The 20,125-nt window shown below is 72.7% G+C and carries 15 protein-coding genes and 2 tRNA genes; 5 read left to right on the top strand and 12 right to left on the bottom strand.

Annotated features, from left to right (window positions below; all coding sequences use genetic code 11):
- Positions 1-31: 31 nt before the first annotated feature.
- Both DFP88_RS06840 and DFP88_RS06835 read right to left on the bottom strand, forming a co-directional pair.
- Positions 32-739 carry a Crp/Fnr family transcriptional regulator gene (locus tag DFP88_RS06840; RefSeq protein WP_110813708.1) on the bottom strand — a complete coding sequence of 236 codons (708 nt, stop codon included), beginning with the start codon at positions 737-739 and terminating at the stop codon, positions 32-34.
- Positions 740-851: 112 nt separating this feature from the next.
- Positions 852-928 (bottom strand) — tRNA-Arg (locus tag DFP88_RS06835).
- Between the two features lie 144 nt (positions 929-1,072).
- Here DFP88_RS06835 and DFP88_RS06830 point away from each other — a divergent pair.
- Positions 1,073-2,134: a LacI family DNA-binding transcriptional regulator gene (locus DFP88_RS06830; RefSeq protein WP_110813707.1), complete on the top strand. Its 1,062-nt coding sequence runs from the start codon at positions 1,073-1,075 to the stop codon at positions 2,132-2,134.
- Positions 2,135-2,376: 242 nt separating this feature from the next.
- On the opposite strand, the gene trxA is transcribed toward DFP88_RS06830, so the two are convergent.
- The 6 genes from trxA to DFP88_RS06800 all read right to left on the bottom strand — a co-directional run bounded on the left by trxA (position 2,377) and on the right by DFP88_RS06800 (position 12,903).
- Positions 2,377-2,697: a thioredoxin gene (gene trxA / locus DFP88_RS06825; protein WP_110813706.1), complete on the bottom strand. Its 321-nt coding sequence runs from the start codon at positions 2,695-2,697 to the stop codon at positions 2,377-2,379.
- Between the two features lie 59 nt (positions 2,698-2,756).
- The gene (gene addA, locus DFP88_RS06820) at positions 2,757-6,122 is read right to left on the bottom strand and encodes a double-strand break repair helicase AddA (RefSeq protein ID WP_110813705.1); all 3,366 of its coding nucleotides are present in this window, start codon (positions 6,120-6,122) and stop codon (positions 2,757-2,759) included.
- Positions 6,119-9,058, bottom strand: coding sequence for a PD-(D/E)XK nuclease family protein (locus DFP88_RS06815; protein WP_245904722.1), 2,940 nt, complete (start codon positions 9,056-9,058; stop codon positions 6,119-6,121). Before DFP88_RS06815 ends, addA begins: the two co-directional genes overlap by 4 nt.
- Complete coding sequence (gene tsaE / locus DFP88_RS06810; RefSeq protein ID WP_110814171.1) at positions 9,051-9,536, bottom strand: tRNA (adenosine(37)-N6)-threonylcarbamoyltransferase complex ATPase subunit type 1 TsaE; 486 nt, start codon at positions 9,534-9,536, stop codon at positions 9,051-9,053. Before tsaE ends, DFP88_RS06815 begins: the two co-directional genes overlap by 8 nt.
- A gap of 368 nt (positions 9,537-9,904) precedes the next feature.
- The gene (locus tag DFP88_RS06805) at positions 9,905-11,548 is read right to left on the bottom strand and encodes a PAS-domain containing protein (RefSeq protein ID WP_110813703.1); all 1,644 of its coding nucleotides are present in this window, start codon (positions 11,546-11,548) and stop codon (positions 9,905-9,907) included.
- 35 nt (positions 11,549-11,583) lie between these two features.
- On the bottom strand, positions 11,584-12,903 hold the full coding sequence (locus DFP88_RS06800) for an ActS/PrrB/RegB family redox-sensitive histidine kinase (RefSeq protein WP_146227437.1): 1,320 nt from the start codon (positions 12,901-12,903) through the stop codon (positions 11,584-11,586).
- Between the two features lie 116 nt (positions 12,904-13,019).
- On the opposite strand from DFP88_RS06800, the gene DFP88_RS06795 reads away from it, so the two are divergent.
- The gene (locus tag DFP88_RS06795) at positions 13,020-13,568 is read left to right on the top strand and encodes an ActR/PrrA/RegA family redox response regulator transcription factor (protein ID WP_110813702.1); all 549 of its coding nucleotides are present in this window, start codon (positions 13,020-13,022) and stop codon (positions 13,566-13,568) included.
- 129 nt (positions 13,569-13,697) lie between these two features.
- Here the strand turns inward: DFP88_RS06795 and DFP88_RS06790 are convergent.
- From DFP88_RS06790 to DFP88_RS06775, 4 genes are all read right to left on the bottom strand, one after another.
- Positions 13,698-13,773, bottom strand: a tRNA-Thr gene (locus tag DFP88_RS06790).
- Positions 13,774-13,844: 71 nt separating this feature from the next.
- On the bottom strand, positions 13,845-15,329 hold the full coding sequence (locus DFP88_RS06785) for a heme biosynthesis protein HemY (RefSeq protein ID WP_110813701.1): 1,485 nt from the start codon (positions 15,327-15,329) through the stop codon (positions 13,845-13,847).
- A gap of 10 nt (positions 15,330-15,339) precedes the next feature.
- Entirely contained in the window at positions 15,340-16,572 is a 1,233-nt protein-coding gene (locus DFP88_RS06780) for a COG4223 family protein (RefSeq protein WP_110813700.1), read from the bottom strand.
- Positions 16,573-16,775: 203 nt separating this feature from the next.
- Positions 16,776-17,501: a uroporphyrinogen-III synthase gene (locus tag DFP88_RS06775; RefSeq protein WP_181418580.1), complete on the bottom strand. Its 726-nt coding sequence runs from the start codon at positions 17,499-17,501 to the stop codon at positions 16,776-16,778.
- Between the two features lie 66 nt (positions 17,502-17,567).
- Here DFP88_RS06775 and tsaD point away from each other — a divergent pair, with 66 nt between their 5' ends.
- The 3 genes from tsaD to DFP88_RS06760 are packed head-to-tail and all read left to right on the top strand — an operon-like array spanning position 17,568 to position 20,097.
- Positions 17,568-18,716, top strand: coding sequence for a tRNA (adenosine(37)-N6)-threonylcarbamoyltransferase complex transferase subunit TsaD (gene tsaD, locus DFP88_RS06770; protein ID WP_245904721.1), 1,149 nt, complete (start codon positions 17,568-17,570; stop codon positions 18,714-18,716).
- Entirely contained in the window at positions 18,713-19,675 is a 963-nt protein-coding gene (locus DFP88_RS06765) for an NAD(P)H-dependent glycerol-3-phosphate dehydrogenase (protein ID WP_110813699.1), read from the top strand. The genes tsaD and DFP88_RS06765 overlap by 4 nt, the downstream gene beginning before the upstream one ends.
- Positions 19,676-19,677: 2 nt before the next feature.
- Positions 19,678-20,097, top strand: coding sequence for an EVE domain-containing protein (locus tag DFP88_RS06760; protein WP_110813698.1), 420 nt, complete (start codon positions 19,678-19,680; stop codon positions 20,095-20,097).
- The last annotated feature ends 28 nt before the right edge of the window (positions 20,098-20,125 follow it).

Below are 20,125 nucleotides of genomic sequence, written 5' to 3'. Positions count from 1 at the left end.
GCAGGGTTGTGCCCGAAGCTTAGACCCCGCTCTAGACCCTGCGCAACAGCCGTTCGTATTCCTGCTCGGCCACGCCGTAGAACCCGCCGGCACGCTTCCGCAGCCCCTCGCGGTCGACGATGCGGATCACGCCGCGGCTGGCCCGGATCAGCTGCTCGCCCTCCAGAACGTGCAGCGCCACCGTGACGCCCGCCCGCCGCACGCCGAGCATGATCGACAGGAAATCATGGGTCAGCGCGATCTCGTCGCCATCGACGCGGTCGTGGCACATCAGAAGCCAGCGGGACAGCCGCGCCTCGATCTTCAGCCGCGCATTGGCCAGCGCCGTGTAGGAGGCCTGGATCCACATGCACTGGGCAAAGGAGAGCAGCATGCCGCGCAGTGCCGGGCCCGCCAGCGCCTCGCGGATCACCGCGGCCTCCACCCGGTACCCGCGTCCCGGAACCTGCACCGTCGTCAGATGCGGCGACCGGTCGTCCCCCAGCACGATATTGCAGCCCGACATGCCCTCGCGGCCGAAGAGGCCGGTCTCGGCCTGCTGCCCATCGGCGCGTGTGATGACCGAGCCGACCCCGCTTTCGAGGAAGTAGACATGGGTGATCGGCTCGAAGGGCGATTCGATGATCGTGCCCTGCGGCAGGTCTACGGGTTCGAGGGCGGCAGCGATCCCGCTCTCCTGCACCTCGGGGAGCCGCGCCAGAAGCCGGTTCTCGAAACGCTTGTAGGAAGACTGGTCCATATCAACCTCTTGCCCCGCTGCTGCAGCCCGGACAAGCGGCCCGGCAAGTTCTGTACGAAATGAACAATTCTCTGCGGGAACGACACAAGGGCCGGTCGATCCGGCGTTCGTTTGGTGACCCCGGCAGGACTCGAACCTGCAACCTATCCCTTAGGAGGGGATTGCTCTATCCAGTTGAGCCACGGGGCCACGCCACCCCGTATCTGCCGCGATCTGCGGCGCGGGTCAACGCGCCACCGCGCCCGGCCCGCTTGGACAAGCGCGCGCGGCTTCGCTAAGCGGGGGGAACCCGCATCGTCACGGGACCGCCATCCAGCCGATGAAGACATCCCGATGACACGCCCGCCCCGCCGCCCCCTGACCCTGCGCGACGTCTCCGAAGCGGCGGGCGTCAGCGAGATGACCGTCAGCCGCGTGCTGCGCGACAAGGGCGACGTCAGCGCCGCCACGCGCCAGCGCGTGCGCGACGCGGCCAAGCGGCTGGGCTACGTGCCGAACCGCATCGCCGGATCCCTCGCCGGGGGCCGGGTGAACCTCGTGGCGGTGGTGATCCCCTCGCTCAAGAACATGGTCTTCCCCGAGGTGCTCTCCGGCATCTCCGAGGCGCTCGCCGGCACCGGGCTGCAACCCGTCGTCGGCTTCACCGACTACCTGCCCGAAACGGAAGAGCAGGTGCTCTACGAGATGCTGTCCTGGCGGCCCTCGGGCGTGATCGTCGCGGGGCTCGAACACAGCCCCGCCAGCCGGGCGATGCTGACGCAATCGGGCATCCCCGTGGTCGAGATCATGGATACCGACGGCATCCCGATCGACGCCTGCGTCGGCATCAGCCACCGCCGCGCCGGGCGCGAGATGGCCGAGGCGATCCTGGCCGAGGGCTATCGCCGCATCGCCTTTCTCGGAACCAAGATGCCGCTCGATCACCGGGCGCGCAAAAGGCTCGAGGGTTTCGCCGAACGCCTGTCCGAGGACGGCATCGCCATCGCCGACCGGGAGTTCTATTCCGGCGGCTCGGCCCTCGCCAAGGGGCGCGAGATGACCCAGCGGCTGCTGGAGCGCAGCCCGGACATCGATTTCATCTACTATTCCAACGACATGATCGGCGCCGGCGGGCTGTTGTGGCTGCTGGAGCGCGGCGTCGACGTGCCCGGCCGCATCGGCCTCGCCGGCTTCAACGGAGTAGAGCTTCTGGACGGGCTGCCCAGGCAGCTGGCCACGATGGACGCCTGCCGCCGCGAGATCGGGCGCCGCGCTGCAGAGCTTATCGCCGCGCGGCAGCCGGGGACGGCCATCGTCACGCCGGAACGGCTCGACCTCTCGCCGACGATCGCCTGGGGCGACACCCTGCGCCGCTCGACCCGGCCTGCAAAACAAGGAGATCCTGCCCCGGCCTAGCCTGAAGGGCAAGAACCGGAACGGGACCGACGCTTCGACCGGAGGCGGCCATCGGCGCTCCCGCCTGTGCCGCAGCCCGGCTTCACGCGAATATGGTTAACAGCCGGTTACCGTCCCCTTCATGTTTCCCGAAATACTCCGGGGGGGTCCGGGGGGCTGGCCCCCCGGCGCCGACCGCCGCGGGCCTCACGGAAAAAGGGCGCCCCGAAAGACGCCCCCTCAACTCCGGCATCGGTATCGCCTCAAAGCGATTCGTCGATCCAGCCCTTCAGCGCCGCCTTGGGCGCGGCGCCCGCGCGGTTCGAGACCACTTCGCCGTTCTTGAACAGGAACAGCGCCGGGATGCCGCGGACCCCCATCTGCGCCGGGGTGTTCGGGTTCTCGTCGACATTGACCTTGGCGACCTTCACGGCGCCGCCGTATTCCTCGGACAGCTCCTCGAGGGCCGGGCCGATCATCTTGCAGGGGCCGCACCATTCGGCCCAGAAATCCACCACGACGGGTACGTCGGAGCCGCGCACTTCGCTGTCGAACGTGGCGTCGGTCACTGCTACGGTAGCCATAGGTTTGCCTCCTCGGCGTTTGCCTTGTGCCGAAGACCTATGATCGGCCCCTGCCCCGGTCAACCTCGGGACGGCATATCGGCCAGCGCAGCATCGACCAGCGCCTCCGGCAGCGGCATCAGGACCGGCCCCGCCGTCCACAGAAGCGCCGTCTCGACGCGCCGGCCCGGGTAAAGCTGCCGCAGCATCGCGGCATAGGCCCCCATCTGGCGCAGAAGCCCGGCGGGCACCTGATTCGGCCCCTCGGGCACCAGGCGGTTGGTCTTGAAATCCACCGCCAGGACGCGCGCCTCGCCGACCAGCAGACGGTCGATCACGCCGTGCAGCCGCTGGCCGCCGGCCTCGGGCGGCGCGGCGGTGATCGCCACCTCGGCCAGGGCGCCGGGGCCGAAGGCCTCCGACAGGCCCGGCGCATCGATCAGCCCCAGCGCATCGTGCAGCAGCGCCTCGGCCTCGGGCGGCGCCTCGGCAAGGCTGGCGATCAGGCGGCGGCCCAATGCCGCGCGCTCCTCGGGCGGATAGGCCGGCAGATGCTCGAGCAGCAGGTGCACGAGGCTGCCGCGCGCGCGCGCCTCCTCCCCCTCTTCGTCCTCCGCCGGCCCTCCGGGATCGCCAGCCAGAACCTTGGCGCCGCCCAGATCCGAGGGCGACAGCACCGCCGGCCGCTCCGCCACCACCGGCGGCGGGCCGGGATCGGCGAAGGCGGGCGGCGCGGAGGGCACTGGAACCGGCGCCATCTCGCCATGGGTCCAGCCCAGCGGCTCGTAGCGCAAACCTTCTCCGGCGGCGAAATCCCGCGGCACCGCGCCGACCCGCCCCATCCCATCGGCCACCGCCGCATGCCAACTATCGCCGCCCATGCCCGTCTCGCCCGCGGCGCAAAGGATCAGCCAGCTTTCCGCGCGCGTCATCGCGACGTAAAGGAGCCGCCGCCGCTCGCGCTCCTCGGCCTCGGCCAGCGCGTCGCGCAGAGCCAGCATCGGATCCGGCATCGCGTCCTTGGAGGGCGCCCAGAGCGCCTGCGCCCCATCGAGGTAGACCCGCCCCCGCGCCTGCACCGGCCGCTTGGCGGTATCGGGCAGGATGACGATCGGCGCCTCGAGGCCCTTGGCCCCGTGCACCGACATCACCCGCAGCCGCCCGCCCTGCGCCTCGGCCTGCCGCTTGATCTCCAGCTGGTCGGCCACGACCCATTCCACGAAGCCAGTGAGCGAGGGCACCTCGGCAGTCTCGTATTGCAGCGCCTGGCTCAGCAGCGCGTCCAGCCCGTCCTCGGCCTCGGCCCCCAGCCGCGCCAGCAGGCGGCGGCGCCCGTCGTGGCGCACCAGAAGCCGCTCGATCAGATCGTAGGGCCGCAGGAAATCGGCCTGCCCGCGCAGGTCGTCAAGGATCGCCAGCGTCTCGGGATGCGCCTCCCGCGCGCCGCGCAGCGCCTGCCAAAGCCGCCCAGGCCGCGGCTGCGCGAGGGCGTAGAGCGCCTGCTCGGACCAGCCCAGCAGCGGCGAGCGCAGCGCCTCGGCCAGCGCAAGGTCGTCGTCCGGCAGCGCGACGAAGCGAAGGAGCGAGAGCACATCGCGCACCGCCAGCTCCGCCCCCACCCGCAGCCGGTCGGCGCCCGCGACCTGCAGCCCGCGCGTCTTGCAGGCGCGGATGATCTCGGCGAACAGCGCGGACCGCCGCTGCACGAGGATCAGCACGTCGCCTTCCGTCACCGGGCGCTGGCGGTAGGTGCCGGTCTGGCCGATCTCCTCGGGGATCGTCTCGCTGTCCTTCATCGCCAGAATCGCATCGGCGATCTGCCCGGCGAGGATCACCGCGTGGTGCCGCTCGCTCACCCTATCGACGGGATCGGTCCAGTCGCCCTCGTCCTTCTCGGGCGGGGTGGCCGGCACCGGCGGCCACAGGTCGACGCGCCCCGGCATCGCCGCCTTGAAGGCTAGGTGCGGCACGGACTGGCCCAGCCCCTCGGCCATCGGCCCGACGAAGGTCTCGTCCACGACCCGCAGCACCGCCTCGGACGAGCGGAAGGAATATTCCAGATCCAGCGTGTTCAGCCCGCCCGCCGGGGCAAGACGCGCGCCGAAGTGGTCGCGCATCCGGTCGAAGCCCTCGGGGTCCGCGCCCTGGAAAGAGTAGATCGACTGCTTCTTGTCGCCGACCACGAAGATCGTGCGCGCCGCCTCGCGCGCCCCTTCGCCGGCGGCGAATTCCTGCGCCAGCCGCTCAATCACCTGCCACTGGCGCGGCGCGGTGTCCTGCGCCTCGTCCACGAGGATATGGTCGATCCCGCCATCGAGGCGGAACAGCACCCAGGCCGCGACCGCGGGATCGGTCAGCAGCGCCTGCGCCTTGCCGATCAGGTCGTCGAAATCCAGCAGGCCGCGCGCCAGCTTCTTGGCCTCGTAGGCCGGCACGAAGGCGCGGGCGAAATCCTGCAGCGCGCGCGACCGCTCCAGCGCCAGAAGGCCGAGGCGGGTCTGCCGCCCCTCCTGCACCCGCGCCATCAGGTCGTCCAGCTCCTCGACCAGCTCGGGATGGGCGATGCGCAGGTCCTTGGTCGGCAGGGTCCCGATCTTGGCGCTGAACGGCTCCTTGGCAGAGGCGCCGGTCAGGAAGACATCCTCGAGCAGTGCCAGATCCGCGAGGCCGGGGTCCGCGGGGAAGCGCACCAGACGCTCGGCCACCTTGGCATCGGTGGCCTTGCCGGTCCGCAGGATCGGGACGGCGCGGGCGATCAGCGCGCGATCCTCCGGCCCGCCGATCCCGGCCAGCAGCTGCTGCGGATCGTCCTGCGCGCCCAGGCCAAGGCTGGCGCGCAGGGCCGCCTCGGCGGCGGGGGCGCCAAAGACCTCGCGGCGGGCCGCGATCTCAGCCAGCAAACCGTCGAGGTCCTCTTCCGTCGCCTGCTCCGCCAGCGCGTCCAGCAGCCGCGCCTCGGGCCCCTCGGCCATCTCCTCGGCCACTTCGGCGCGCAGAAGCTGCGCCTCGCGGTCCTCCATCTCGCGGAAGGCGGGCGAGACCCCGGCCTCGAGCGGGAAGCGGCGCAGGAGGCCGGCGCAGAAGGAGTGGATCGTCTGGATCCGCAGCCCGCCCGGCGTCTCGATCGCGCGGGCGAAAAGCGTGCGGGCGCGCGACAGCTCGGGGCGGGGGGCGCCCAGCTCCTCGAGCGTCGAGGACAGCGCCGCGTCCTCCATCATCGCCCATTGGCCAAGGCGCTTGAACAGCCGGTTCTGCATCTCGGCGGCGGCGGCCTTGGTATAGGTCAGGCACAGGATGTTCTGCGGATCGCAGCCGTCCAGCAACAGCCGCGCCACCCGGTCGGTCAGCACACGCGTCTTGCCCGAGCCGGCATTGGCCGAAAGCCAGGTCGAGGCGGCGGGATCGGCGGCCTCGACCTGCCGCTGGGTCGCGTCGTCGCGGATCATCCGACATCCTCCGGGCTTGCCTTGGTCGTCAGATCCCACTCGCCGCTGCGAGCGAGGTGGTCGTAATCCCCCTCGAACGCCGTCTCGCGCACCGCCATGCGGGCGGAATAGCCGCGCTGCGGCTCCTGCCAGCGGGCGATCAGCTGCGTCAGCTCCTCCCAGACCCGGCCGGGGGGTAGATCGTCCAGCGGCGCTGGCACGACCTTCGGCACGCGGCCCACGCCGATGAAGGCGGCGCCCGCGACGCGCATCGGCCCGGTCTCACCAAAGCCCGCCCGCTCGAGAATCGCCGCCTCGAGCAAAAGCTGCTTTTCGAAGGCGCGCTGCTCCTTGTCCGAGGGCGGGGTGCCGGTCTTGTAGTCATAGATCCAGCCGCCGCTGTCGCCGAGGTCGATGCGGTCGGCCTTGGCCGTCAGGGTGAAGCCGAGGCTCGCGATCTCGGCCCTTCCCTGCTGCTCGAACAGACTCGGCGTGGCGCGGGCCTGCCGCGCGACCTCGCCTGACAGGAAGGCGGGGGCAGAGCGAGCGATCCGCGCATGCCAGAGCCGGCGCTGCACCGGCCAGGGCACCTCCTCGGCCAGCACCGCATCGGCGACCTTCAGCAGCCGGGCCTGCGCATCCGGCGCATCGGGGGGCGTGCCGCCTTCGATGAAGCGCTCGTAGATCGCGTGCAGCACGGTGCCGCGCAGCAGCGCGTCGGGCTGCGGCGTCAGCGGGCCCTGCGGGTAGAGGCGCAGGATATAGCGGGCATAGACGGCATAGGGATCGCGGATCAGCCGGGTGATGCCGGTGACCGGCAGCTGGCTGGGGCGATGCGCGACGGGCGGGCGCGGGCTGGGGCGCGGCGCTGGCGGCACGGCCCTTTCGGGCGCCGAGAGCGCGGCGGCGCGCCCGGCCCAGAGGCTGCCGCGTTCCCGCATCGCCGCCAGCGCCTCGCGCCCGCCCTGGTCCGGCAGGCCGTCCAGCAGGTTGGTCAGCCGGTTCAGCCAGCGCGAGGGCACCGTCGGCGCATCCGAAGACCGCGTCGCGCGGGTCAGCCAGACCTCGGGCGCCGCGACGGATTGCATGAAGTCATGCGCGGAAAGGCCGATCTGCCGCTCGGGCAACAGAAGGCCAGCCTGCCGCCGCAGCGCCCGGTTCAGCCAGGGGTCCGGCGCCGCGGGTTCGGGCCAGGATCCTTCGTTCAGACCCCCGAGGATGGTCAGATCCGCCTGCTCCACCCGCGCCTCGAGCGTGCCGCGGATCAGCACCAGCGGATGGCCGGTGTCGCGGTCGCGCACCTCGCCCTGCCGCAGGACGCCCTCGAGGAGCGTCAGGTAGTCGCCCGCGCCGACATCGCCGCCGGCATCGGCAGCGGCGGCGAAGTCGTCCATCGCGCGGCGGGCGGCGCGGCCGGCCTGCTCGTCCCAGAGCACGGGCGTCGGCCCGGCCCAGAGCGAAGCCTGCTCCAGATGCGCGGCGATGCGCTCCGCCAAGGGAAGCGGGCCGGCATGGGGCGCGCCGCTCTCGAGCGCGCCGGTGAGCCAATCGGCCCAAGGCCCCCAGGCCTCCTTCGCCTCGGCGCCATTGGCCCAGTCGCGGATCGCCGCGGGCGTGGGGGCGCAGCCCTGGCGGCGCAGGTGCAGCTCCAGCGCCTGGGCGTTCAGCAAATGCATGCCGCGATCCGCCCCGGTCCAGGTCAGCGGGTGTTTCAGCAGCGCCAGTAGCGCCGCGGCGCCGGGCTTCGGCCCCAGCATCGCCACCTGCCGCAGGAAGCGGCCGGGCGCCGAAAGCGGCAGCGGCATGCCGGCGCTGTCGTCGGGCGTGATGCCCCAGCGGCCCAGCGCGGCGGCGACCTGCCGCGTCAGCATCCGGTCGGGCGTGATCAGCATCGCGCGACGCCCCTGCTCGATCGCCATGCGCAGGCCGAGGGCGATCGCCTCGGCCTCGGCGCGCGGGCCCTGCGCCTCGACCAGCGTCATGCGCGCCGTCGCCGCGCCCAGATCGCCCAGCGCCGCGCCCTCGGCCCGCCACTGGTCGGTGACCGGCGCGGGACGCAGGGACAGCGATATCAGCCGGTTGCGCGCCGGATCGGCGGGCGGCGCATCGGTCCATGGCGCGACCTGCCCGGCGGTCATCCCCAGCCCGCGCAGCAGCACGGCGAAGCGGTATTGCGGATGATCCTCGGCCGTCAGCGCCTCGTCCAGCCGGTCCCAGACGGCCTGCGGCTGGTCGGCGTCGAAGCCGGGCAGCACCACGGCACCCTGCTCCAGCCGCGCCACCGCCTGCATCAGAAGCTGCGTCGCCCCGCGCGAGCCGGTGGAGCCGGCGACGATCATCGGCCCGGCGGGCGGGTGATCGCGCCAGCCCTGCGCGAGGTGCTCGACGACGAGGCGCTGCCGCGCCTCAAGGTCGGGCGGCTGGTCCGGGCCGAACCAGCCCTGGACCAACCGCAGGAAGCGCAGGCTGCGCTGCCAGTGGCCGGACTGGTCGGTGACGTCCAGCGCCTCGATCGCGTCGGGATCGACGCCCTCGCCCTGCATCTCGTCCATCAGCCGCGCGAGGCTGTCGGCCAGGTCGTAAAGCGCGGCGCGGGGGGCGAGGTCGGGCTCCGCCTCGATCAGCCGGCCGATCAGCTGCGCCAGCTCGAGCCGGCGCCGCAGCGGCGGAACCGGGGGCTGTGCCTCGGCGCCCGGCCCCAAGGGATCGAGCGCGAGGTCGGTGATCAGCCGCAGGCGCGGCAGCAGGGCCGGCGGGCCGGCATCCCAGACCTCGCGCAACCGGCGCTGCATCCGGCGGGTGTTGACCAGCACCGTGACCCGCGCCGCCGCCTCGGGCGGGTGCCCCTCCAGCCGGGCGCGCAGCCCGGCAACGAGCTGCCCCGCGAAATCCGCGCCGGGCGGCAGGTGGAAGAGGCGCGGGGTGTCTTGCGGGGCGAAGAGGCGGGGATCAGTCAAGGATCGGCTCCAGCCGGGCGCGCCAGGAGTCGGCGCCGGAAATCTGCAACATCCTTGGCGCATCGGCGCCGGTTCCGGCCTCCGGCGATGGGTGAAGCGACAGCGTCAGGGCGGTCTCGGGCAGCAGCGCGCCCAGCTTCTGCGGCCATTCGACGAGGCTCAGCGCCGCGTCCATCGCCTCCACCAACCCCAGCTCGTCCAGCTCGGACGGGTCGGAGAGGCGGTAGAGGTCGGCGTGCCAGAGCTCAAGGTCCGGCGTCTCGTAGACCTGCACCAGCGTGAAGGTCGGAGAGGGCACCTCGGCCAGCGGATCGCCCAGCCGCGCGCGGATCAGCGCCCTTGCGAAAAAGGTCTTTCCCGCCCCGATCGGCCCCTCCAGCAGCAGGCAGTCGCCACCCCCGAGGCGCGGCGCGAGGCGGGCGGCAAGGGCCGAGGTCGCGGCCTCGGTCGGCAGCGGAATGGGCGCAGGGCGGAACATGGCCGCATGATCACCGCTGCGGCGGCCGAGGGCAAGGCGGCTGCCCCGCCGCGCGCTCGACGGGCCGCCCACCTGGGGCAGGCCGATGCGCCAACCCGGCGCGCCGCCGGACCTTCCAGCTTTGGCAATGTCAGGGAACATCCGCTCGCGCGCAGGGCGGGGAGGCCACCTGCGACCCGCCCAGGGGCAAGCGGCCCAGCGCAGACGCCGCTGCCAGGCGATACTGCCGCAGCGGCGCGGCTCGACAGGCCAGCCCCGGCCTGCACACCCGCAACCACCGTGCAGCGCGCCGGCATAGTTAATACCGAGCGGGTCGGCGCCAGACCCGGAGGAGCCCGCGCAGCTGCCGCGCGGGTTAGCCGGCAGCCTCAGTGCTTGCCGGCGCCACCGGCGCGCCCGCGGGCGCCGCCGGCGCTTTCGTCGCGAAGGGTCCGGCCATCCCAGTCGCCCGCCACCTCGTCGGTGAAGAGCACCATGGTCTCGCCCCCGGGGAGCGGGCGCAGCTCGCAGCGCAGCGCACGGCCGTCGCGAAGGCGCAGGACCTCGGCCCAGGGCGCGCGATCGCCGAAGGCGCCGACGAAATCGCGCAGGTCAGTCCAGACGTTGGTCGGGGCCGCATGTGATTTCCAGAGCGCGATTTCCTGCGCCAGCGTGACATCCCTGGCCGCGCCGCGATCCTGCCCCCAGCGGGCGGCATAGGCGGCATTGCAGCTGACGCGCTGACCGTTGGGCGAGAAGACGGCGACGGCCTCGGACAGCGTGTCGATCACCGCCTGCGCGGTCTCTAGCTCGGCCCGGAAGTGGCGGGTGAGCGCGATCTCGGCGCTGATATCCTCGAAGAGGAAGGCCAGCGCCCCCTCGGGATGCGGCCGGCCAGAGACCCGCAGGGTCCGCCCGCCCGGAAGGGACCATGTCTCGCGGTAGCTGCCGCTGGCCGCCGCCTCTTCGAGGGCGACGATCTGGTCGCGCCAGCTGGCATAGTTCCGCGGCTCTGGCAGCATGTTCATGTCGCGCAGGCGGTCGAGCACCGTCTGCACCTGCGGCTGCGAGCCGAGAAAGGCGACCGGCAAGCCGGTCAGATCGTGGAAGGCCGGGTTGAACATCACGAGGCGGCGCCGCCGGTCGAAGATGGCCAGACCGATGGAGAGCTGCGCGAAGGTCTGCGTGAGCGTCTGCACGAAGACGTGCCGGGCCTGCTCCGCCTCGGCGAGGGCGGTGACATCGGTGCCGAAATGAATGACCTCGCCGCCGCGGTCGAACCGGGTCACCTCGTAGATCCGCGGCGCCTTGCGCCTTGCCCCGATCTCGAGGCGCAGCGGCTTGTCGCTGCGGCGCCGGCCGGGCGTGGCGGCAACCGGCGGGGCCGCTTCGGCAGAGCCGCGCAACTCGGGGAAGACGCAATCGCGGGGCCAGGCGCCGTCGCCGGCGGAGCGCGGCGCGAGGCTGTCGGCCAGCGCGAGGTAGGCGGCATTGGCCCATGTCACGCGGCCATCGGCCTCCTGCTTCCAGATCAGCTGCGGCGCATCCTCGGCGATGCCGCGCAGCACCCGCAACTCGTCCTGCAGGGCCTCGAAGGCGACGACGTCGACGCCGGAGCCGGCATCCTCGGGCGGCACCAGCGTCAGCCGCACCAGCCCTTCGCGATAGGCGACCTCGAGCGCGCCGCTGCGGCCCAGCCCCTCGATCCTGACCTCTCCGCTGCCGCCAAGACGGTGCAGCCGCGGCAAGAGGTCCGGGAACCGATGCGACAGAAGGGCGGTCAGGGCCGCGAAATCCGAATCCTCGCCTCCTCCGATCCGGTCGAGCAGGCGCCGCGCCGCCGGCGTGGCATCGACCAGCACCTCGCCATCGAAGAGGAAGACGCTGGCGTCATCCCGCGTGGCGCTGCGGCGCCGGGGCCGCCCCAGCCGTCCGATCGCCAGCGCCGTCACCATCGCCGCCAGCAGCGACAGCCCCAGCATCACGAGGGTGGCTTCGGGGCTTAGCCCATGCATGCCGGAGAATCCTGTCATCCTGCGAGCATGGGACTCGCCTGATTAACGAACCCTTAATGCGGCGCGCCGGCCTCCGGGTCCGGCAGGAGCGGCCCGCCGCTGCGCGGCCATGTGACGCGGACGACAGCGCCGCCCGCCGCATCGTTGGAAAACCGCAGCCGCGCGCCCGTCCGCTCGAGCAGGGCCTTGGCGATGAACAGGCCCAGACCCATGCCCTCTTCGCCCGGCGCGGGGGCCTCGATCGGGCGGCGGCGGCTCGAGATGAAGGGATCGCCGATCCGTGGCAGCAGCTGGGCGGGAAAGCCCGGACCGTCGTCGCGGATCTCGATGGTGACGAGGCGGCGGGTCCAGCCAAGCTCCACCTCGACGCCGGTCTCGGCGAAATCGACGGCATTCTGCACGAGGTTGCGCAGGCCGTGCAGGATCTCGGGGCGCCGCCGCATGACCGGCTGCGGCCCCTCGGGCACCGCGAGGTCGACCGCGATGCCGCGCGCCATGTGCGGCTCTGCCGCCTCGCGCAGGATCGCCTCGACCGGGGCGCTCTGCATCTGCAGGTCGTCGCGGCTACCCATGGAGCGCAGGATGTCGCGGCAGCGCATCGCCTGCCCGCGGATCAGCACCGCATCCTCGCGCAGCTCGGGCCGATCCTCGAGCTCGTCCGCCAGTTCGCTGGCGGTCAGGGTGATGGTGGCGAGCGGCGTGCCGAGTTCATGCGCGGCGGCGGCGACGACGGCGCCAAGGTCGGTCAGCGTCTGCGCCCGGCTGAGGGCGAGCTGCGTCGCGGCCAGCGCCTCGTCCATGGCCTTGATCTCGGCGGTGACGCGCCCGGCGTAGAGCGCGGTGAAGGCGACGCCGATCACCAGCGCCAGCCAGAAGCCCAGCCGGGCCAGCGCGGGCAGCAGCACCTCCACGCCGTCGGGGCCGAGGAGCGGCAGGTCGAAGAGCGCCAGCAGCGAGACGAGGGCGATGGCGAGCGCGCCGATCGCCACGGCCCCGCGCGGCGAGAGCAGCGTGGCGGCGATGGTCACCGGCGCCAGCATCAGCAGGGCGAAGGGATTGTTCAGCCCGCCGGTCAGGTAGAGCAGGAGCGCCAGCTGCAGCACGTCGAAGAGCAGCATCGCCAAGGCCTCGGCCCCGGACAGGCGCCGTCCGCCCGGCATCAGCAGGGAGACCGTGGCATTGGCCAGCACCGCGGCGGCGATGGTGGCCCAGACCGCGAGCACGGCGAAGCCCATGCCGAGGATCGGCCCGGCCACGAAGACCGCCAGGGCCTGCCCGCCCAGCGCCGCCCAGCGCAGCAGCAGCAGCGTGCGCAGCGACAGCCGCGTGCCGCCGCCCGGCTGGGGGACCGTCTCTATTCCGGCATCGGCCACGCCTGCCCTCCTGTCGCGGGATATCCCTTGGTAGGCAAGGGCGGCGCGGCAATCAATCGCCCGAGGGCGTTGCGGCGGGGCGCGAGGCCGCTATCTTTGCCGAAAGGAGCTTTGCCATGCCGGACGAGATCGACCTGGGCCCAGACCGCAGCCTGCTTGTGGTCGATGACGACGAGGCCTTTCTGCGGCGCCTCGGGAAGGCGATGGAGAAGCGCGGCTTCGCCGTGGAGATGGCCGGCTCCGTCGCGGCGGGCAAGGCCGCGGCGCTGGCGCGTCCCCCGGCCTACGCGGTGGTCGACCTGCGGCTCGAGGATGGCAACGGCCTTGACGTGGTCGAGGCGCTGCGGGGCCGCCGGCCGGACAGCCGCATCGTGGTGCTGACGGGCTACGGCGCCATCGCGACGGCGGTCGCGGCGGTGAAGATCGGGGCGACCGACTATCTTTCGAAGCCGGCCGATGCGAGCGAGGTGACGAACGCCCTGCTGGCCCGCGGGGCCGATCATCCCGAGCCGCCGGAGAACCCGATGAGCGCGGATCGCGTGAAATGGGAGCATATCCAGCGCGTCTACGAGATGTGCGACCGCAACGTGAGCGAAACGGCGCGGCGGCTGAACATGCATCGGCGGACGCTGCAGCGCATTCTGGCCAAGCGCGGCCCGCGCTGAAGGCGCGGCAGGGGGCGCTGCCCCCGGTCCGGCGGGGCCGGACCTCCCCCGGGATATTTCAAAAGAGAAGAAAGGGGCCCCGCGTGCTGGGCGCCTGAGCGCCTGCTGCTGCGGCCTGCCTGGGAGGGGTGGTGCCGGTGAAGGGACTCGAACCCCCGACCCCATCATTACGAATGACGTGCTCTACCAGCTGAGCTACACCGGCGCTGGGCGGCCTCTTAGCACCGCTCGGGATGGGGCGAAAGCGGCAAATCGCCGCTTTCGACCGAAGCGACCCTAGGTCCGCTTTTCAGGCGCCTCGTCCGCGACCACCTCGGCCTCGGGCACGGGTTCGGCCCTGCCGTCGGTGCGCACCGGGGGCCCGGGCTGCGGCGCCTCGTTCGGGCCCTTGCCGACCAGCAGCGGCAGCATGTCGGCCCCGCCGGGCATGGTCACCTCGCCCTCGGGCGGGCGGGTCCAGGCCAGCGTGTCGAAGGCATGGCAGTTCGGGCAGACGGCATGCCATTCGGCCTGGATGGTGTGGCAGTTCTCGCATGTCCATTGCGGGCCACGGCGGGCGCTGATCGCGCGGGCGAGCCAGGCGCGCACGACGGCATCGTCGGCGCCCCGCCCGCGTTCGATCGCGGCCATCAGCGTCACGCTGCGCACCGTTGGATCGGTCTCGATCAGGTCGCCCAGCGCACGCCGCGCCTCGTTGAAATCCTCGGCGGCGATCAGCAGCTCGGCCTTGAGCATGCGCGTCTCGGGGTGGTCAGGACGCGTCTTGGTCAGCACCTCGAAGCGCTTGAGACGGGTCTTCGCGTCCTCGTTCGGCGCGATGTCGGCGAAGGTGGCGGCGAGGTCGGGGTGCGGCTCGACCTCCCAGGTCTTGCGCAGGACGCGGCCGGCGTAACGGGGATTGCCCGTCTCGATGTAGCCGCGCGCGGCCATGACGGCGGCGGGCACCAGGTCGGGCGACTTGCGGTTCGCCTCGATCGCCTTTTCACGGGCCTCGATGCTCGCGCCTTCCTCGAGGACGCCGCGCGCTTCGCTGAGCGCGAGGACCGCGTCGCGGCGGCGGTGCACGTCGCGCGGCAGGCTGCCGCCGCGCAGCTTGGCCCCCAGCGTTTCGCGGGCGCCGGACCAATCACCGGTCTCGGCCTGCAGGCGCAGCAGGGTATCCTGCGTCTCGCCATGGCGCGGGTTCGCCTCGAAGGCGGTGCGCGCAAGGCGCAGGGCGCCGTCGGTATCACCCTCGGCCAGCTTCTGCTTCATCAGCCCGCGCAGCCCGACGAAGCGGGTGCGGTCGGCCTGCATCAGGCTCTTGTAGGCATCCTCGGCGGTCTTGCGATCACCCGCCTGCTCGGCGCCCTGGGCGATCAGCAGGTTGGTCACCTCGGGGCGGTGCAGGTAGCGCTCGGCGCGGCGCGCCTCGGCCATGGCCTGGGTGCCTTCACCGGCGGCAAGGGCGAGAAGGCCGTTCTCCAGCGCCTCGGTGCCCTTGCGGCGACGCGAGCGGGCGACGTAGCGCGTGAAGGCGGTCTCGTCGCCGGCGATGAAGCGCAGCAGTGCCACCAGCAGGCCCAGCAGCTTGACCGCGATCCAGACGGCGAGGCCGATCAGCAGGATCGCGACGACCACGGCCAGCGGGCTCAGCGTCATCTCGATGCCGCCGAACTGCACCACGGCGCCGCCCGGCATCTCGATCAGCGTGGCGGCGGCCCAGGTGACGAGGGCGACCAGCGCGACGAATACTACTATCTTGATCAGGGACCAGAGCATTTCGCGCGCCTCATTCTTCGTTCAGGGAAGCGGCCAGATCGTCGGCCGCGGCGGTGGCGCCGGCGCGAATCCGCGCCGCCTCGATCCAGCCGCTCATTTCGTCGCGGGCCGCCTGCGGCAGGCCCTCGACCTCGCTCAGCGCATCCTGCAGCCGGCCCTGGCGCAGCGCATCCTGCGCGCGCGACAGGACGGCATCCGCATCGTCGCCCGTGCGCGGGCCGGTCGAGCGGACCTGAAGCTGGCTGCGCAGGAAGGAGCCGACGCGGCTGCCGCCATCCTCGCCCGCCTCGCCGGCAAGACGCGCGGCCGACAGGGCCTCGCGTGCGGCGGGCTCGAAATCCTCTCGCAGGGCGGCGATCATCGGCACGCCGTCCTCGGCATGGTCCGAGAGCCCCTCGGGGATCGCAACCTCGGCCTCGGAGATGGTGTTCAGCGGCTGCGCATAGGCGCTGCCGGTGTCGAGATCGGCGCGCAGCTGTTCCAGCGCGGCGCGGGCGGCGCTGCGGGCGGCGGCGGCCTCGGCGTCCTGCGTCACCTGCTGCGCGGTCTCGCGCGTTTCCTGCAGGCGCTCTTCGGCGGCATCTGCCTGGGCCTGCAGGTCGTCCAGCTGGCTGCGCAGATCGGTCTCGAGGCTTTCGGCGCGGGACTGGAAGTCCTGCCGCAGGGCATCGACCTCGTCCTGCCAGCGAGCGATGGCGGTCTCGGTCAGGGTGCCATCCTCGCTCGGCTCTCCCTCGAGGTCGGTCACACGGGTCTCGAGATCGCCGAGGCGCGCGGTGATCTCGTCGATCTGCGACGACACGCTGGTGCCCAGGTCCGCCAGCGCGGTCTCGGAGGCCTGCTGCGCGGCGTCAACCTGATCGGTCAGGGGCTGAAGATCGGCGGGCGGCGGCAGCTCGGCCAGCTGCTGCTCGATCGCGTCGAGACGGTCCGCCTGCGCCTGCTCGGCCGCGTCGTCGCGGCCAAGGAAGAACCAGGCGATGAAGAAGCCGAGGGCCGCGGCGATGATACCGCCCGCGAGGGCGCCGCCGAAGCCGCCGCCGCGTTGCGGGGCGGGCGCCGGAGAGGCCTCGTGCCGGGGCGCGGCCTCGGGCTTGGCCGCATGCTCGGGCTGGGGGGCGGCCTGCGGCTCTGCCGGCGCGGCGGGGGTCGCGGGTTGCGCCGTGCCCTCGGGGGCCGGCGCGGCACTGGGATGTTCGGCGGTGCCGGGGCCCGTGTTCGGGAAGGTCGCGGGGGGGATCACGCCGCCGCTCTGCGAGGCCGCGGGATCGGCCTTGCGGGTCGCGGCGCTGCTACGGGGGGTGGAAGACCTGCGGCTGGTGCTGCGCGGAGGCTTGCTGCCGCCGGAACTCGTGTTTCTGGCCAAATCCGTGCCTTCCCCTTACCTTACCCTTTGAACCCTAGACTGGCGGCAAGCCGGTCTCAAGCGTGCGATCCCGTCGACCCTCAGGGGGCGAACGCAGCAGCGGCACGAAGGGTTGCAGCGACCAGCCCCTGAAGATCCTTGGCCCCGGCCACCGTGACGCAGCCCTCGGGCAGCGGGCCGAGCGCCTGCGCCACCGCCGCGCTCAGGGCCGCGGCGCGCCAGGGGGCCCTGGCCGCCCGCAGCTCGGGCGCCAGAAGCGCGGCGCTGCGGGGCGAGGCCAGGGGGGCGATGACGGGCGCGGTGCCGGCCAGCAGCGCCCGCCCCTCTGGCGCCAGGGGCTGGGCGAGCTGGTCGTAGGCGACCTGGTCGCGCAGCTGCAGCCCCGCGGCGCGCAGCCTTGCGGCGATATCCCCCCGCGCGACGCGGCCACGCAGGTGCAGGAGCGGATGCGGCGGCGGATCGGACCGCAGCGCCAGCACCAGGGCCTCGGCATCTTCGGCCACCAGCCGCACCGCAAGGCCGATCCCTGCGGCGGCCTGCGCTGTGCGGGCGCCGACGCACCAGGTGGGGGTGCCGGGCGGCAGGGACAGCAGGGCGGCAGCCTCGGCGCCGTGGAGGGAGGTCAGGATCAGCCCCTCGGGGCGCATCGGCGGCAGCGGCAGCGGCGCGATGCGCAGGATCGGCGCGATGGTGGCGGGCCAGGGCTGCCCCGCCGCCGCCTCGAGCGCGGCATGCAGCCGGTCCGCCCCGCCGGCCGGGCGGGTCAGCAGGAGATGCGGCAGGGTCTGGGGAAGGCTGTGGGGCAAGGCGGCATTGTCCGGGGGTGGCGCCGATGTTACCTGCCTGAGCACCAACCGCAACAGGAGCGGCCCTTGCGCAGCCTGACCCTTCTCGGCATCGAATCGAGCTGCGACGACACCGCCGCCGCCGTGGTGCGGCAGGATGGGGACGGGCCCGCGATCCTGTCCTCCGTCGTCATGGGGCAGGCGCAGCTGCATGCGGCCTTCGGCGGCGTCGTCCCCGAGATCGCCGCCCGCGCCCATGCCGAGCGGCTGGATCTTTGCGTCGAGCAGGCGCTGGAGGAGGCCGGACTGGGTCTTCGCGACCTCGACGCGATCGCGGTGACGGCGGGGCCGGGGCTGATCGGCGGCGTCCTCTCGGGCGTGATGACGGCCAAGGGTCTTGCCGCCGCGACCGGGCTGCCGCTGATCGGCGTCAACCACCTCGCGGGCCATGCGCTGACGCCGCGGCTGACGGATGGGCTGGCCTTCCCCTACCTGATGCTGCTGGTCTCTGGCGGGCATTGCCAGTTCCTCGCCGTGCGGGGCGAGGACCGCTTCGAGCGGATCGGCGGCACCATCGATGACGCCCCCGGCGAGGCCTTCGACAAATGCGCGCGGCTGCTGGGGCTGCCGCAGCCCGGCGGCCCCGCGGTCGAAGCCGAGGCGGCGCAGGGCGATCCGGCGCGCTTTCCCCTGCCCCGGCCGCTGCTGGACCGGCCCGGCTGCGACATGTCCTTCTCCGGTCTCAAGACGGCGCTGCTGCGGGCGCGCGACCGGGCCGTGGCCGAGGCCGGCGGTCTGACGCGGCAGGACCGGGCCGACCTTTGCGCCGGTTTCCAGGCCGCCGTGGCCGAGATCCTTGCCGAGAAGAGCCGCCGCGCGCTGAGGGCGATGGCGGAAGAGGGGGCGCTGCCCCCGTCGGGGCAAGCCCCGACTCCCCCGGGATATTTGGAAAGAGAAGAGAGAGGCGCGGCGGGATTCGCCGTGGCCGGGGGCGTGGCGGCCAATGGCGCGGTGCGCGCCGCGCTCGAGGCGGTGGCGGCGGAGCGGGGCCTGTCCCTCGTGGCGCCGCCGCTGGCGCTTTGCACCGACAACGCGGCGATGATCGCCTATGCGGGGCTGGACCGGCTGCGGCGGGGCGACATCGACGGGATGACGCTGGCGGCACGGCCGCGCTGGCCGCTCGACGCGGGGGCGGCGCCGATGCTGGGCGCGGGACGCAAGGGAGCGAAGGCATGAGCATCGCGGTGGCAGGGGCCGGCGCCTTCGGCACGGCATTGGCGGTGGCGCTGGCGCGCGCCGGGCGCGAGGTGACGCTCTGGGCGCGCGATGCCGCGGCGGTGGAGGCGATGCAGGCGGAGCGCACTGCGCCGCGCCTGGCGGGCGTGACCCTGCCCGAGGGCATCCGCCCGACCGGCGATGCCGATGCGCTGGCGCAGGCGCAGAGCGTCCTCCTCGCGGTGCCGGCGCAGGCGACGCGCGGCTTTCTGCAGCAGAACCGCGCGCGGCTGGCGGGCAAGGCCCTCGTCGCCTGCGCCAAGGGGATCGAGCTGGCCAGCCTGACGGGGCAGACCGCCCTCATCGCCGAGGAGATGCCGGATGCCGTGCCGGCGCTGCTGACCGGCCCCTCCTTCGCCGCCGATATCGCGCGCGGGCTGCCGACCGCCCTGACGCTCGCCTGCCGCGAGGCGGAGATCGGGCAGGCGCTGCAGCACGCCCTCTCGACGCCCGAGCTGCGGCTTTACACCACCACCGACTGCACCGGCGCGGAGCTGGGCGGCGCGCTGAAGAACGTGATCGCCATCGCCTGCGGCGCCTGCCTTGGCGCGGGCTACGGGCGCAGCGCCCATGCCGCGCTGATGACCCGCGGCTTTGCCGAGATCACGCGCCTCGCGAGCGCGCTTGGCGCCCGGCCCGAGACGCTGGCGGGGCTGTCGGGCTTTGGCGATCTGGTGCTGACCTGCAGCTCGGAGCAGTCGCGCAACATGGCCATGGGCCTCGCGCTGGGGCGCGGCGAGGACTGGGACCCGGCGATCACCGTCGAGGGCGCCGCCACCGCCGGCGCCGCCGTGCGCCTGGCCGAGAGGCTGGGGCTGGAGCTTCCGGTCTCGACCGTGGTGGCGCGCATGGTGGCGCGCGAGATGACCGCCCCGGAGGCGCTGCGCGCGCTTCTGGACCGACCGCTGAAAGAGGAATGACGATGCGCTACTGGCTGTTCAAATCGGAACCCGACGTCTGGGGCTGGGACCAGCAGGTCGCCCGCGGCGCGGCGGGCGAGCAATGGGACGGCGTGCGGAACTACCAGGCCCGCAACTTCATGCGCGAGATGGCGCTGGGGGATCGCGGCTTCTTCTACCATTCGAACAAGGGCAAGGCCGTCGTCGGCATGGTCGAGGTCTGCGCCACGGCGCATCCCGACAGCACCACCGACGACCCGCGCTGGGAATGCGTGGACATCCGCGCCCTGCAGCCCGCCGTGCGGGAGGTGACGCTGGAGGAGATCAAGGCCGACCCGCGCCTGAAGGACATGGTCCTCGTGAACAACAGCCGCCTCTCGGTGCAGCCGGTCAGCGAGGCCGAATGGCAGGTGATCTGCGACCTCGCGGGCCTCGAGACCTGAGCGGGGCCTGACCGGACACGGCACAGGG

It is taken from the genome of Pseudoroseicyclus aestuarii (assembly GCF_003217255.1).
Lineage (GTDB): Bacteria > Pseudomonadota > Alphaproteobacteria > Rhodobacterales > Rhodobacteraceae > Pseudoroseicyclus > Pseudoroseicyclus aestuarii.
The sequence above is the reverse complement of the archived record's forward strand: the minus strand, read 5'-3'. Positions and strand labels throughout refer to the sequence as shown.